Below are 13,162 nucleotides of genomic sequence, written 5' to 3'. Positions count from 1 at the left end.
AGCGGTCAGGCGACCACCACGACCTCGCTCACGCTGTCGTCGACCGAGCGGACGGCGGCGGTGATCCGCCCGATCAGGTGCGTCTGCACATAGGCGCCGTGGAAGCGGCTCGGCGCCTTCAGGGTCAGCCGCCCCCCTGCCCTGCCCGCCCGCGCCAGCGCGGCGAGCCAGGCGCCGTAGCTGCCCTGATCCTCGCCGTGCAGCAGCCCCTTCGCCAGGTCCCATTCCGTCCCGCCGGTCAGGTCCGGCGGCGTCACCGTGCCGCGCACCGGCATCGGCACGACCGTCGCCTCGGGCGCCCCTTCGAGGCGCAGGGCGAAGTCCGGCCCGACATCCGCCCAGACCTCGCGCGTCGCCTCGAGCATCCGGTCGATGTCGAGAGCGTATTCCGTCACCCGCCCCCGCGCCCCCTGCCGCCGCACGACAAGCCAGCCCATGGCGCGCAGCCGCGCCATCTCGCGCTTCACGGTGCGCTCGTCGCAGTGCCAGAGACGCGCGATCTCGCGCTGGCCCACGGCCAGTTCGTCGCGGGACCAGTTGTAGCGGGCGACGATCAGGGTCATCAGCCGCAGGATCAGCCGCTGCACGCCCTTCGGCTGCGCCAGGGCGAAGCTGCCCATCGCGGTCAGCAGGTCGTACTTGCGCGACGCCGCCCCGCGCCCCACGGGTTTCACGGAAAGCATGCCTGCCCTCGTTTCTGGTGCACCTGCGGTGCCCGCCTCGGTTGCCGAACTCTCGCGGTCCGGTTTCGATGGCGCTGGTTAACAGTTCCTTAACTCAGCGTTCTTTACCACCGTTGCGCAATTAGCGTCCGGTTTCCCGATTCTGTCAAGCGTCGACGCCCCCAGGCAGGGATGCCCACCACAATCCGAAGGATGAATCCGGTATGTACAGGTATTGGGGGCCAGTCTACGTGTCCCCCTATCGGCAGTATTTGTCCCCCATTGGGCCGGCGCGGCGACGGTCACTGTCCCCCTGTCCCGTGCTGCCTGACCGCCGGTCCGAAAGCCAGCGTGCGAATCGGTAAGGGTTTGAAAACCCTCATGTCCCTGCGGGGACAGGAAAATGCCGAACCGATGATAATGGGTTTTGCCTTCAACGCAAATCCGGCGTAAATCTGTATGAGGCAGGAATTAACGTCCCGGAACCGGGCAGGAGGCAAGATGTTCACCCATACCGACCTGGCCCGGCTGCAGGCGCAGTCGCTGAAGATGCAGGGCTGGATCCGCCAGCAGACCTTTTCCCCGGAGATGGAGAAGACGCTGCGCCGGTTCTCGTCCTGGGAGGTGGCCGAGCTGATCTTCCAGGTGAACCAGTCGACTCTGCGCGGCCGTCTCGCCGCCGACCCCTCCCTGCCCCAAGGTCTGGTCGAGGAGGACGGGCGGCAGCGCTGGTACAGCCTCGAGGAGATCAACCAGATCCGCCGCAAGCTGAAGGTCAACCGCAAGTCGCTGATGCCTTACCGCCCCGCCAACACGCGGGCGATCCGCATCGCCATCGCCAACTTCAAGGGCGGCGCGGGCAAGTCGACGACCGCGCTCCACTTCGCCCATGCCGCGGCGCTGGACGGCTACCGGGTGCTCTGCATCGACTTCGACCCGCAGGCGACGCTCTCCCACTCCATGGGCCTTTCCGACGTGGCCGAGGAATACACCGTCTGGGGCGTCATGGCGCGCGACCTGATCCGCGAGACGGCGCGCATGAACTCGGCGGCCACCGGCGCCGAATCGGGGGCCGCCCTTCCCCATCGCAAGCTGCCCTCCTCGATCACCGACATGGGCCTGTCCGAGCTCCGCGTGAACGACTTCATCAAGCCGACCTCCTGGCCCACCATCGACATCGTCCCAAGCTGCGCCAACGCCGCCTTCGTCGAGTTCGCCTCGGCCCAGTACCGCCACCTGAACCCCGAGTGGTCCTTCTTCGCCGCCGTCTCGCGCTATCTCGACAGCCTCGCCGACGACGCCTACGACCTCGTCATCTTCGACTGTCCGCCGGCCATCGGTTACCAGTCGATGAACGCGGTGTTCGCCGCCGACATGCTCTACATCCCGTCCGGCCCCGGCTACTGGGAGTACGACTCCACCACCTCCTTCATCGGCCAGCTGGCCGAGGCGCTGGAGGATCTGGGCCGCTTCTCCAACGTCGTCCCGGCCGGGACGATGCAGCTGCCGAAGGCCTTCCGCGACATCCGCTTCCTGCTGACCCGCTACGAGCACGGCAACGACCTGCACCGCGCGATGCGCACGGCTTTCGGCAAGGTGTTCGAGGACAGGGTGACGGAGCACCCGATCGAGATGACCCGCGCGGTCGAGCAGTCGGGGCGGTTCCTGTCCTCGATCTACGAGATGGATTACCGCGACATGACGCGGGAGACCTGGCGGCGGGCGCGCGCGTCCTTCGACCGGGCCTATGGCGAATTCAAGACCCACGTCACCCGGGCCTGGGCCGAGATGGAGAAAGAGCAATGAGCAAGCGGCGCGTCTTCGACATCGACTTTCCCTCCGGCCCCGAGGAATCCGCTGCCCCGGCTTCCGAGGCGCGGCGCAGCCCGATGGCCGCCGCGATCACCGAGAATGCCTCGGCCCTCGGCGAACGGCAGTCGGCCGAGGCCGCGATCCGGGCCGAGAACGATGCGCTGGCCCACGAACACGTCCGGCTGAAGAAGCTGGGCCTGATCACCGACCTGATCCCGCTTTCCGAGATCGAGGCGACGAAGCTGGTGCGCGACCGCTGGCTGCGGGACGATCCCGAACTGGCCGAGCTCAAGGCCTCGATCAAGGCGGTGGGCCTGTCGAACCCGATCCGGGTCGAGAAGACCGAAAGCGGCTACCAGCTGGTCCAAGGCTTCCGCCGCCTTGCCGCCTATATGGAACTGGACGCCGAGCATCCCGACGGCAGCTTCGCCCGCATCCCCGCCGGTCTGATCGCGCCCGGCGAGACGCTGGAGGGTCTCTACCGGCGGATGGTGGACGAGAACCTGGTGCGAAAGGACATCTCCTTCGCCGAGATGGGGCTGCTCGCCATTGGCTATTTCGACGAGCGGGCCGAGGATCTGGAATCGCCCATGGAGGCGGTCGAAAGCCTGTACCGCAGCGCCAGCCGCCAGAAGCGCGGGCACATCCGCGTCTTCGTGCAGCTGATGATGGCGCTTGGGGATGACCTCGACCACCCCGAGGCGATTCCGCGCTCGCTCGGCTCGGACCTGATGCGGCGGATCGACGAGGATCCCGAGGTGCTGGACCGGGTGACGGAGGCGCTGAAGATGCATCCGCTGCGCACGGCCGAGCAGGAGCTCGAGATCCTGCGCCACGCCGCCACCGCGCCGAAGCCGCGGCTGAAGCCGGTGAAGGGGCTGCGTCCCAGCACGGCGAAGACCACGCTGCGGCTGTCGCGTCCCGAGGGGCTGGCGCGCTGCACGGTGGCGGACGGCAAGGTGGAACTGCGCCAGGACCGCGACTTCGCCGCGATCGACCGGCCCCGGCTGGAGCGCGCCATGGCCGCGTTCTTCGCCGCGCTCGATGACCGTGCGGACGGGTAACGTCATCTTAACCTTCTGATATTCCTCACGTCCCCGCGGGGACATCCTTCAGGAAATCCGCGATCATCCCGGCAAGGCGTGCGGGCTGTTCCTCGTGCGCGAGGTGGCCGAGGCCCGGCAGCTCGACGTATTCCCCCCGCGGCAGCCGCGCCGCAGCCTCGCGCGAGACGCGGGGCGGGACGGTGCGGTCGTTGCCGGTGGCCAGCAGGCGGACCGGGCAGGCGATGCGGGGCAGGGCGTCCAGCAGGGGCTCGATCCGCCACTGCGACATCATCAGGAGCGTGCCGTCGACATGGCCCGGGTCGCCCGTCAGCAGGCGGTAGAGGTGCACGCCCTCGGGGCCGATGTCCGAGCCGGTGGAGGCGAGCAGCTCCTTCACCCGCGCCTCGTTGCCGGACATGCGGGCGAAGAGCGAGGGGACGAACGGGGTCGCTGCCAAGAGCTTGGCCATCGCGGGGAACAGGAACCCGGCCAGCCCGTCGAAGGTGCCGAGCGCGGCGTTGATCCCCATGACGCCGCTGACCGGCCGCTCCAACGCCATCTGCAGGGCCACCGCTCCGCCGGCGGAGTGGCCGGCGATCAGGTCGGGGCGCCAGCCCTGGTCGTCGCAGAGCGTCCAGAGATCCTCGGCCGTCGCCGCCAGCCCCGACCGGCTGCGGGTGCCGAGGCGGGTGAAGCCCTGGCCGGGGAGGTCGGGGGCGATGACGTGGTGATCCCGCGCGAGGATGGGGAACACCCCGCGCCAGCTTTGCGTCGCGCCGCCCGCGCCGTGGAGGAGGAGGATCGTCGGACCTTCGCCCGCCTCCTGCACGTGCCAGCGGTGGGGACGACAGGGGATGAAGCGCGAAGCGCCGCGGTTCGGCCACTCCCGCCCGTGGCGTGTCCAGTCCACCGCTCAGCCGTCCAGCGCGGCGCCGAGGGTGGCGGAGAGCGCGCGGGCGTCGGCGCGGGGCAGGGCGATACAGGGGGCATCCAGGATCCGCGCCAGATCTTTCAAGGAGTCCTGAGGGCGGCGCGCGGTGTCGATCACCAGCGACGGCGTGCCGAGACGGCGCAGCGCCCGCGCCATCCGGGTGGCATCTTCGGCCGCCTGCGCGCGGTTGGCGGTGCCGTCGAGCGCGATGTTGGCGCGGCCATCGGTCAGCAGCGCGATGCTGGGGGTCATCCCCTTGCCGCGGGCCTGCTGCGCGACGTCCAGCGCGGCCTTCAACGCCGCGGCGAGGGGTGTGCCGCCGCCGCCGGGCAGGGCGGCGAGGCGGCGCTTGGTCTGCACGAGGCTGCGGGTGGGCGGCAGCAGCAGCTCGGCGGTCTCGCCGCGGAAGGCGATGAGGGCGACGTGATCGCGGCGGGCATAGGCCTCGCCCAGCAGGATCTCGACCGCGCCCTTGGCCTCGGCCAGCCGCGCCATGGCGGCGGAGCCCGAGGCGTCGACGGCGAAGATCAGCAGCCGGTCCGAGGTCTCCTGATAGCGCTTCACGCGGATGTCGCCGGGCCGGATGTGCAGCCCCGGCTTGCCCGGCACCTGGGCGCGGCGCATGGCCTGCCAAGGGGCCGCGGAGGTGAGGGTCGCGACGAGGTCGATCCGGCTGCGCCCGTCCAGCCGGCCGGGGCGCGAGGGCAGGGGGCGGCCGCGGCGGTTGCCCCTCCTCCCCGCGCCGCTGCCGGGCGCGCCGGAGGCCGAACGGGCGGCGTGCCCGGCGGCGAGGCGGGCCAGCAGGTCGCGGGGCAGGGCGGTCAGGGCCGCTTCCAGCAGGACGTCCTGCGGGATCTCGGCCTGTTCGGTCTGTCCCTGCGGGGCCGGATCCTGTTGCGATTCAGGCTCTGTTTCGGCCTGATCCGGCTCTTCCGGGGCGGGAAGGACGGTGGCGCGGTGGGGATAGACCAGCTCGACCGCCCGTTGCAGGTCGTCTTGGGTGACCTCGTCGTGACCGCCGAGCGCCGCCAGTGCGCGGGCGGCGGCGAGCGCGTGCAGCGGCGCGCGCAGGGACGCGATGCCGAGCGCCGCCGCGGTGTGGGCGAGGTCGGCGATGGCCGGGGCCGGGACGCGGACCTTCGGCAGGCGTGCGCGGGCGGCGGTAAAATCCTCTGCCACAGGCTCTGTCACGGCGGAAAGCGGCACCTCGGAGAGGTCGAGGAACAGGGCGAGGCGGTCGGCGAGGGCGGGAGGCAGCGCCTCGTCCTCCCCCCCCCCCCCCTCGAGCGCGACGAGCGCGGCGCTTCGGGCGTCGAGCGCCTGGCCAAGCTGCACGGCAAGGGAGGGCGGGCAGCGTTCGGCCATGGCGAGAAGCAGGGCAGCGGGGCGGTACAGCAGCCCCTCGCGCCGTACCATGCGCCCTTCGGCCAGCGCCGCCGTCAGGTCGAGCCCGCCGTGGAGTTCGCCCGCGCCGATCCCCGGATGGATCCGCCGCACCGGCAGGTGCAGCGCGCCAAGCCCGGCCAGCAGCGCGTCGCGGGCCGGGGAGGGGCGGGCGCGCAGCCAGAGTCCGCCGAGGCCCACGGGATCGACGGCCAAGAGCCGCAGCGCCAGCAGGGCACGGGGCCAGGGGGCGAGGGGCCCGGTCATTCCGCGGCGGTCTGGAAGGCTCCGAACAGCTCGGACAGGGCGCGGTTGACGCGCGAGGACGAGCCCGCCTCGTCCAGCGGATCGCGGCGCAGGCGGTGACGGAGCGCCATGGGGGCGATCTTGCGGACATGGCGCCGCGCGACCTCGGTATCGCCCTCGAAAGCGGCCAGCGCGCGGGCGGCCTTCAGCAGCGTCAGCTCCCCCCGGAGCCCGTCCGAGCCGAGCGCGACGCAGAGTTCGGCACAGTCGTGCAGGGTCTGTTCCGGCGTCTCCAGCGCCTTCACCGCCTTGCGCGCCGCGAGGATGCGCTTCCTCAGGGCGGCATCCTCGGCGCCCCAGGTCTTCAGGAAGGCGGCGCGGTCGCTTTCATATGCGTCGCGGCGGCGGATGACCTCGACCCGTTGGCCGATGTCGGTGGGCGAGGCGACCTCGACCGACAGCCCGAAGCGGTCCAGAAGCTGCGGCCGCAGCTCTCCCTCTTCCGGGTTGCCCGAGCCGACGAGGACGAAGCGCGCCGGGTGGCGGATGCTAAGCCCTTCTCTTTCCACGACATTCTCGCCGGACTGGGCGACGTCGAGCAAGAGGTCGACGATGTGGTCCTCCAGCAGGTTCACCTCGTCGATGTAGAGATAGCCGCGGTTCGCCCGGGCCAGCAGCCCCGGCTGGAACGCCTTCTCGCCGCGCGTCAGCGCGCGTTCGATGTCAAGCGCGCCGGTCACGCGGTCCTCCGACACGCCGAGGGGCAGGTCGACGACGGGCGTCGGCCGCTTGACCGTCCTTTTCGACCCGATCTCGGCCCAATCGGGGCAATCCTTGACGTCGGCCGAGTTCACCGGGCAGCCTTCGACCTGGGTGATCGGCGGCAGGAGACCGGCCAGTGCCCGGACGGCGGTGGACTTGCCGGTGCCGCGGTCGCCGAAGACCAGCACGCCGCCGATAGCGGGGTCGATGGCGGTCAGCACCATGGCCAGTTTCATCTCGTCCTGACCGACGATGGCGGAGAAGGGGAAGGTCATGCGGCCAGCCTTTCGAGTTTGGCGAGCGGGTCGGAGCCGCCCCAGGTGCCCCGCGTGCCGGTGACGCGGAAACGGGCATAGAGTTCCTCGGCGAACCAGCCGCCCTCGCGCACCGCCCTGATGGCGCGGGCGTGGGGGCCGTCGGCCCGGGCGAAATGGGCCATCGACGCGGTGTCGGGCCAGACCGAGAAGGTGACCTGGTGCAGCCAGGGCAGTTCGCCGATGCCGATCTTGAAGGCGACGTTCGGATCGCTGCCGATGGCGGCCGAAATCTTCGGTTCGTGCCGCCAGAAGTCGCGCAGGAAGCGGGGGCGGATCGTCGCGCGGGTGAGGGCGGCGACGGGGCCGGTAGTGGTGCCGGTGATGGTGCCGGTGGGCCGGAACGGCGCTTGCGCCGACCATGCCCCGCGGGCGGCGGTGGGGGCGAGGAACAGGGTGTAGGCCTCGGACGCCTTCGCGCGCCAGCGGCGGAACACCGGGGCGGTGTCGAGGCGGCGCTCTGCGGTCGCGGCGTCGGGCCAGGCGGCGAGGATCGCCCAGACCGCGGTGTTCGGGCGCGGCGTGAAGCCTTCGCCGGTGCCCGAGCCGCAGAGCTTCCAGAACCCGCAGTCCGGCATCGCGCGGAAGGACAGCCGTGCGAGTGCCATCTGGGAGAGGACCCAGAGGCGCGCGGCGGCGCTGTCGAAGCGGTGCACGGAGAGGGTGACGGTTTGGATGGCGCGACTCCCGTTCTTGTCGAAGTGTCAAGTTAGTTTGACACCGTTTTTCGCCCCTGTGAAGGGTGTCCGCAAAAACGCCGCAGCCGGCAGATAGGAGTTGTCAACCTGACTAGACACATCTAGCGTAAGTCCATGGTGACAAGAGTCGATCCCCTGCGGCAGAAGACCGGATCCGGGCCCTCGGAGGCCATCGTGATCGGGGCGGGACTCGGGGGGCTTTCGGCGGCGATGCGGCTGGGCGCCAAGGGCTATCGCGTCACGGTTCTGGACCGGCTGGACCGGGCCGGGGGGCGCGGGTCGTCGATCACGAAGGCGGGGCACCGGTTCGACCTGGGGCCGACCATCGTGACCGTGCCGCAGGTGTTCGAGCGGCTGTGGGAGGAGTGCGGGCGCGACTTCCGCAAGGACGTGGACCTGCGCCCGGTCGATCCCTACTACGAGATCCGCTGGGACGACGGCTCGACCTATACCGTGCGGCAGGACGAGGCCGCGATGCTGGCCGAGGTGGCGCGGCTCAGCCCTGGCGACGTGGCGGGATACGAGCGGTTCCTCGCGGACAGCGAGGCGCGCTATCGCTTCGGGTTCGAGGGGCTGGGGCGCAAGCCGATGCACCGGCTGAAGGACCTGTTGCGCGAGCTGCCGGGCTTCGTGCGGCTGAGGGCGGACCGGTCGGTCTATGCCCATGTGGCGAGCAGGGTGAAGGATCCGCGGCTTCGGATGGCGCTGTCGTTCCATCCGCTGTTCATCGGCGGCGATCCGGTGAACGTGACCTCGATGTACATCCTCGTCAGCCACCTCGAGAAGGCGTTCGGCGTGCATTACGCCATGGGCGGGGTGCAGGCGATGGCCGATGCCATGGTCGCCGTCATCCGCGACCAGGGGGGCGCGGTGCGCCTCGGCGTCGAGGTGGACGAGATCACCCACCGGGGCGACCGCGCCACCGGCGTGCGGATGGCGGATGGCGAGACGCTGGCGGCCGACGTGGTGGTGAGCAACGCCGATCCGGGCCACACCTATGGGCGGCTGCTGCGCAGCCGGGCGAAGCGGCGCTGGAGCGATGCGAGGCTGAAGCGGGCGCGCTGGTCCATGGGGCTGTTCGTCTGGTATTTCGGCACGAAGGGCACGGCGGGAAAATGGGGCGACGTGGGCCACCACACGATCCTGAACGCGCCGCGCTATCGCGGGCTGCTGAAGGACATCTTCATCCGGAAGCACCTGGCCGGGGACATGTCGATCTACCTCCACCGCCCCTCGGTCACGGACCCGAGCGTGGCGCCGAAGGGCGACGACACCTTCTATGCCCTCGCCCCGGTGCCGAACCTGACCGGCGACACTCCGGTGGACTGGGCGGCGGAGGCCGAGCCCTATCGCCACAGGCTGGCCGAGGTGCTGGACCGGAAGCTGATCCCGGGGTTCGAGGCGCATCTGGCGGCCTCCGAGGTCTTCACGCCGGAGACCTTCGTCTCGCGCTATCTCAGCCCCCACGGCGCCGGCTTCTCCCTCGAACCGCGGATCTTCCAGTCGGCCTTCTTCCGGCCGCACAACGTGAGCGAGGAGCTTTCGGGGCTGTACCTGGTCGGGGCTGGCACCCATCCGGGGGCGGGGATCCCCTCGGTCGTGGCCTCGTCGGAGGTGCTGACGCAGCTCGTTCCCGATGCCGCGCGGCCGCTGGAACAGCCCCGGAAACTGGCGGCGGAGTGAGGCCGATGATCGACCCGAAGGACATGGAACACTGCCGCGAGGCGATCCGCCACGGCTCTCTCTCCTTCCATGCCGCCTCGCGGCTGCTGCCCGAGCGGGTGCGCGACCCGGCGCTGGCGCTCTATGCCTTCTGCCGGCTGGCGGACGACGCGGTGGACCTGCAGGACGACAAGGCCGGCGCGGTGCTGCGGCTGAGGGACCGGCTGGACCTCGTCTATTGCGGCCGCCCCCGCAACGCGCCGGCCGACCGCGCCTTCGCCGCGGTGGTGCAGGGGTTCGAGATGCCGCGCACCCTGCCCGAGGCGCTGCTGGAGGGGCTGGCCTGGGACGCGATGGAGCGGCGCTATGCCGACCTCTCGGGCCTCTACGACTATTCCGCGCGGGTGGCTGCGGCGGTGGGCGCGATGATGTGCGTGCTGATGGGGGTGCGCGACGCCCATGCGCTGGCGCGGGCCTGCGACCTGGGCGTGGCGATGCAGCTGACCAACATCGCCCGCGACGTGGGCGAGGACGCGCGGGCGCGGCGGATGTACCTGCCGCTCGACTGGCTCTCGGCCGCGGGGATCGACCCCGACGCCTTCTTCGCCGAGCCGCTGCCGACCGATCCGGTGCGCGCCATGGTGCGCCGCCTGCTGCGCGAGGCGGACCTGCTGTACCTCAGGGCCGAGGCGGGGATCCCCGCGCTGCCGATGGCGGCGCGGCCCGGCATCTATGCCGCGCGCCACATCTATGCCGGGATCGGCCAGGCGGTCCGGCGGAACGGGTTCGATTCCGTCTCGTGGCGGGGGCGCACCAGCCGGCGGCAGAAGGCCGGCTGGCTGGGCCTGTCGATGCTGCGGGCCGGGGTCTCGGTGATGATGCCGCGCTCGGCCGTCCTTTATGCCCGGCCGCTGGCCGAGACCGGGTTCCTTGTGGACGCCGCGGCGCGCGCCGGGAGCGCGCCGGGCACCTGGGGCGAGGGGCGGGCGGGATCTCTCGTCGGGGTCTTCGCGGCGCTGGAGGCACAGGACCGGATGCGTGCGGGCTGAGCGGGAACAATTGCCGCCCTCGCGCCTTTGCCCCGGGCAGGACTTACGCTAAAGGCTTCCCATGGACTGGACCCTCTTCGCCATCTTCTTCGCCAGCTGCGGCGCCGCCGCCGCGACCGGCGCCATGTTCCAGCCGGGGGCCTGGTACGAGAGCCTGAACAAGCCCCGCTGGACCCCGCCCGACTGGGTGTTCCCCGTCACCTGGACCACGCTCTACATCCTGATGTCCTGGGCGGCGACGCGGGTCGCCATGGGCTATGGCAACGACACGGCGCTGGCGCTCTGGGGGTTGCAGATCGGGCTGAACACGCTCTGGACGCCGGTGTTCTTCGGGCTGAACCGGATGCGCGCGGCCTTCGTGGTGATCGTGTTCCTGTGGATCGCCGTGGCGCTGACCCTGCTGGCCTTCTGGTCGGTGGATCCGCTGGCCGGGATCCTCTTCGTTCCCTACCTCGTCTGGGTGACGATCGCGGGGGCGCTGAACTGGTCGGTCTGGCGGATGAACCCCGACGAGGCGCGCTGAGGGGGCTTCGCCCCTGCGATGTCGGTGACTCTTGCGGGCCTTTTCGGGGGCTCTGCCCCCGTCGCCTTCAGCGACTCCCCCGGGATATTTTTGAAGCAAAGATGAGGGGGGTCCGGGGGGAGATGGCTGCCGTCTGTCCTGTGGCTCAGTCGTCGAAGCGCCAGTTGCGGCGGCGGGGGACGCGCAGGGCGAGCATCGGCTTGAGCAGGGGCGAGGCGAAGCGGTCGAGGTCCAGCGCCTCGTGCACGCCCTCGGTGGTTTCGCCGTCGATGCGCGTGCGCACCACCGAACGGCTGTAGAAGGGCGCGTCGAGCATCGCCTTGACCTGGTGCGGGGCGAAGCCCGGATCGGCCCGGGTTTCCCGCCGCACCTGCCAGAGCGAGCGGCGGAAGCGGGTGAGCGGCGGCGGCGCGATCCCGGTCACCCGGCCGTCGGGGGAGAAGTGCAGGGCGGCTTCCAGCGTGGAGCCGTCGCGGCGGATCGCGTCGTAGAAGCAGGCGGCCCCGGTCTTCAGCGGGAAGCGGCCCCAGGTCCAGAAGCGGAAATCGTCCTCGAGCGCGCGGGTGCCGAAATTGGCGTCGAAATAGCCGTGGCCCGTCCATTGCCAGCCTTCCCCGAGATCGACCTCGATCGACGAGACGGGGGCGAAGGGGCGCCAGACATGGGTGCCCTTCGGGTCGAGCAGGAGTTCGCGGTCGGTGATGGCCGAAGGGGTCAGGGCGATGCGGCCCCGCACGCGGGAGACGAGGGGGAGGGACGAGACCTCGTCGATGTCGATCAGCAGCTTCTCCCCGGTCCAGTGCAGGGAGGAGGGGCCGACGGTGAAGCTGTCGCGCGTGGTGCGCAGGGCGGGGGCGCCGCGGTCGGTCATCGTGAAGCGGCCGCCGCGGCCGTAGGTGGCGACGTTGATGCAGCAATGGTTGGCGGGGTTCCTGCGCCCGCTCCAGCGGTACCAGGGCGAGAAGACCGAGCCGATGAAGGCGATGACCGAGACCGCCTGCGTGCCGTCGTCGCTTATGCCGTCGACATACCACCACGCGTAGCCGTCCGGGGGGACGTCGAGGTGGAAGCAAGGTCCTTCCGCATCGCCGCGGCCGCGTGCGCTCCGGAGAGGGTCGCCATCGGCACCCCCGCCCCCGGATGGGCCCCGCCCCCCGCGAGGTAGAGGCCCGGGACCGCCGTCCGCGCCTGGGGCCGTTTCAGCGCCGCCGTCAGCCCGTGCGGGGAGCGCCCGTAGAGGGAGCCGAGGCTCGCCGGGAACAGCGCGTCGAAGTGCTGCGGCGTCGTCAGGGCGCTGTCGGGCGGGGCGGGCGAGAAGGTCAGGCCGTGGCGCGCCAGGGACTGGAAGGTGAGCTGTCGGCATGTGTCGGGCTCCGGGCCGGGGCCGCGGAGGGGCGGCGCGTTGACGATGGTCTCGAAGCGCTCGAGGGCGGGGGGCGCGAGATGCGTGCCGCGGTCCTGGGCGCAGAGGTAGACGGTGGGATCCCCGGGCAGGTGGCCCTGCGCGAGGGGCTTGAACTCGGTCGCCGGGTCGGCGCCGAAGAAGACGTTGTGGTGGGCGAGCCCGGGGCCCTGCGGCGTCGCGGCGAAGGCCCAGACGAGGGCGGAGAGGCTGCGCGGCTCGGTCGCCGCGTCGGGCAGGGCGAGGCCCTGGCCGAGCAGGCCCTGCGAGAGCGCGCGGGGGTCGCCCGCGAAGAGCGCGGCGCGGCAGGGCAGGCGGGTGCCGTCGGCGGTGACGACGGCGCGGACGCGGCCGGACTGCCGTTCGATCCGCCGTGCGTGGGTCGAGAGGCGGAGGGTGCCGCCCCGCGCGGTGAAGAGCGCGGCGAGCGCCTCGGCCAGGCGGTGCATGCCGCCGCGGACCCGCCAGACGCCCCGCGCCTCGGCGTGGGACACGAGGTTCAGGAGGGCGGGGGAGAGACGCGGATTGCCGCCGACATAGGTGGCGGAGCGGCCGGAGAGCTGGCGCAGGCGGGGGTCCGAGAAGCGGCGGGGGGGGGCGCCGGGCCAGGGGGGGGGGGGGGCCCACAGCGGGACCCGGGGGGGGGGGGGGGGGGAGAGGGGGGGGGGGGCG

The 13,162-nt window shown here is 71.4% G+C and carries 12 protein-coding genes; 5 read left to right on the top strand and 7 right to left on the bottom strand.

What is annotated here, in order from left to right; translation table 11 throughout:
- Nucleotides 1-5: 5 nt before the first annotated feature.
- Entirely contained in the window at nucleotides 6-683 is a 678-nt protein-coding gene (locus tag A7B20_RS16470) for a hypothetical protein (protein WP_102109679.1), read from the bottom strand.
- A gap of 480 nt (nucleotides 684-1,163) precedes the next feature.
- On the opposite strand from A7B20_RS16470, the gene A7B20_RS16465 reads away from it, so the two are divergent.
- Nucleotides 1,164-2,468 (top strand): AAA family ATPase, encoded by a 1,305-nt coding sequence (locus A7B20_RS16465; protein ID WP_102109678.1) that lies wholly within the window; start codon nucleotides 1,164-1,166, stop codon nucleotides 2,466-2,468.
- Nucleotides 2,465-3,538, top strand: coding sequence for a ParB N-terminal domain-containing protein (locus A7B20_RS16460; RefSeq protein ID WP_102109677.1), 1,074 nt, complete (start codon nucleotides 2,465-2,467; stop codon nucleotides 3,536-3,538). The genes A7B20_RS16465 and A7B20_RS16460 overlap by 4 nt, the downstream gene beginning before the upstream one ends.
- A gap of 25 nt (nucleotides 3,539-3,563) precedes the next feature.
- On the opposite strand, the gene bchO is transcribed toward A7B20_RS16460, so the two are convergent.
- Genes bchO through crtA form a run of 4 tightly spaced genes read right to left on the bottom strand, consistent with a single transcriptional unit; the run spans nucleotide 3,564 to nucleotide 7,833 of the window.
- On the bottom strand, nucleotides 3,564-4,430 hold the full coding sequence (gene bchO / locus A7B20_RS16455) for an alpha/beta fold hydrolase BchO (protein ID WP_102109676.1): 867 nt from the start codon (nucleotides 4,428-4,430) through the stop codon (nucleotides 3,564-3,566).
- Nucleotides 4,431-4,433: 3 nt separating this feature from the next.
- The gene (locus A7B20_RS16450; protein ID WP_102109675.1) at nucleotides 4,434-6,101 is read right to left on the bottom strand and encodes a magnesium chelatase subunit D; all 1,668 of its coding nucleotides are present in this window, start codon (nucleotides 6,099-6,101) and stop codon (nucleotides 4,434-4,436) included.
- Nucleotides 6,098-7,117, bottom strand: a complete 1,020-nt coding sequence (bchI, locus tag A7B20_RS16445) for a magnesium chelatase ATPase subunit I (RefSeq protein ID WP_102109674.1) — start codon at nucleotides 7,115-7,117, stop codon at nucleotides 6,098-6,100. The genes A7B20_RS16450 and bchI overlap by 4 nt, the downstream gene beginning before the upstream one ends.
- Nucleotides 7,114-7,833, bottom strand: a complete 720-nt coding sequence (gene crtA, locus A7B20_RS16440) for a spheroidene monooxygenase (protein WP_102109673.1) — start codon at nucleotides 7,831-7,833, stop codon at nucleotides 7,114-7,116. The genes bchI and crtA overlap by 4 nt, the downstream gene beginning before the upstream one ends.
- A gap of 135 nt (nucleotides 7,834-7,968) precedes the next feature.
- On the opposite strand from crtA, the gene A7B20_RS16435 reads away from it, so the two are divergent.
- The 3 genes from A7B20_RS16435 to tspO all read left to right on the top strand — a co-directional run bounded on the left by A7B20_RS16435 (nucleotide 7,969) and on the right by tspO (nucleotide 11,088).
- Complete coding sequence (locus tag A7B20_RS16435; RefSeq protein WP_102109672.1) at nucleotides 7,969-9,537, top strand: phytoene desaturase; 1,569 nt, start codon at nucleotides 7,969-7,971, stop codon at nucleotides 9,535-9,537.
- 5 nt (nucleotides 9,538-9,542) lie between these two features.
- Nucleotides 9,543-10,565 carry a 15-cis-phytoene synthase gene (gene crtB / locus A7B20_RS16430; protein WP_102109671.1) on the top strand — a complete coding sequence of 341 codons (1,023 nt, stop codon included), beginning with the start codon at nucleotides 9,543-9,545 and terminating at the stop codon, nucleotides 10,563-10,565.
- Nucleotides 10,566-10,626: 61 nt separating this feature from the next.
- On the top strand, nucleotides 10,627-11,088 hold the full coding sequence (tspO, locus tag A7B20_RS16425; RefSeq protein ID WP_102109670.1) for a tryptophan-rich sensory protein TspO: 462 nt from the start codon (nucleotides 10,627-10,629) through the stop codon (nucleotides 11,086-11,088).
- Nucleotides 11,089-11,233: 145 nt separating this feature from the next.
- Here the strand turns inward: tspO and crtC are convergent, their stop codons facing one another.
- Nucleotides 11,234-12,106 carry a carotenoid 1,2-hydratase gene (gene crtC / locus A7B20_RS16420; RefSeq protein ID WP_102109719.1) on the bottom strand — a complete coding sequence of 291 codons (873 nt, stop codon included), beginning with the start codon at nucleotides 12,104-12,106 and terminating at the stop codon, nucleotides 11,234-11,236.
- Nucleotides 12,103-13,162: phytoene desaturase family protein (locus tag A7B20_RS16415; RefSeq protein WP_157937711.1), on the bottom strand; the 1,060-nt coding region annotated here is incomplete at its 5' end. The genes crtC and A7B20_RS16415, both read right to left, overlap by 4 nt.

Source organism: Oceaniglobus roseus, from assembly GCF_002869745.1.
Lineage (GTDB): Bacteria > Pseudomonadota > Alphaproteobacteria > Rhodobacterales > Rhodobacteraceae > Oceaniglobus > Oceaniglobus roseus.
The sequence above is the reverse complement of the archived record's forward strand: the minus strand, read 5'-3'. Positions and strand labels throughout refer to the sequence as shown.

Coding starts and splice junctions, on each gene's coding strand:
- bchI (WP_102109674.1), bottom strand. CDS start 7,117: ATGACCTTCCCCTTCTCCGCCATCGTCGGTCAGGACGAGATGAAACTG.
- A7B20_RS16460 (WP_102109677.1), top strand. CDS start 2,465: ATGAGCAAGCGGCGCGTCTTCGACATCGACTTTCCCTCCGGCCCCGAG.
- A7B20_RS16435 (WP_102109672.1), top strand. CDS start 7,969: ATGGTGACAAGAGTCGATCCCCTGCGGCAGAAGACCGGATCCGGGCCC.
- tspO (WP_102109670.1), top strand. CDS start 10,627: ATGGACTGGACCCTCTTCGCCATCTTCTTCGCCAGCTGCGGCGCCGCC.
- crtB (WP_102109671.1), top strand. CDS start 9,543: ATGATCGACCCGAAGGACATGGAACACTGCCGCGAGGCGATCCGCCAC.
- A7B20_RS16465 (WP_102109678.1), top strand. CDS start 1,164: ATGTTCACCCATACCGACCTGGCCCGGCTGCAGGCGCAGTCGCTGAAG.
- A7B20_RS16470 (WP_102109679.1), bottom strand. CDS start 683: ATGCTTTCCGTGAAACCCGTGGGGCGCGGGGCGGCGTCGCGCAAGTAC.
- A7B20_RS16450 (WP_102109675.1), bottom strand. CDS start 6,101: ATGACCGGGCCCCTCGCCCCCTGGCCCCGTGCCCTGCTGGCGCTGCGG.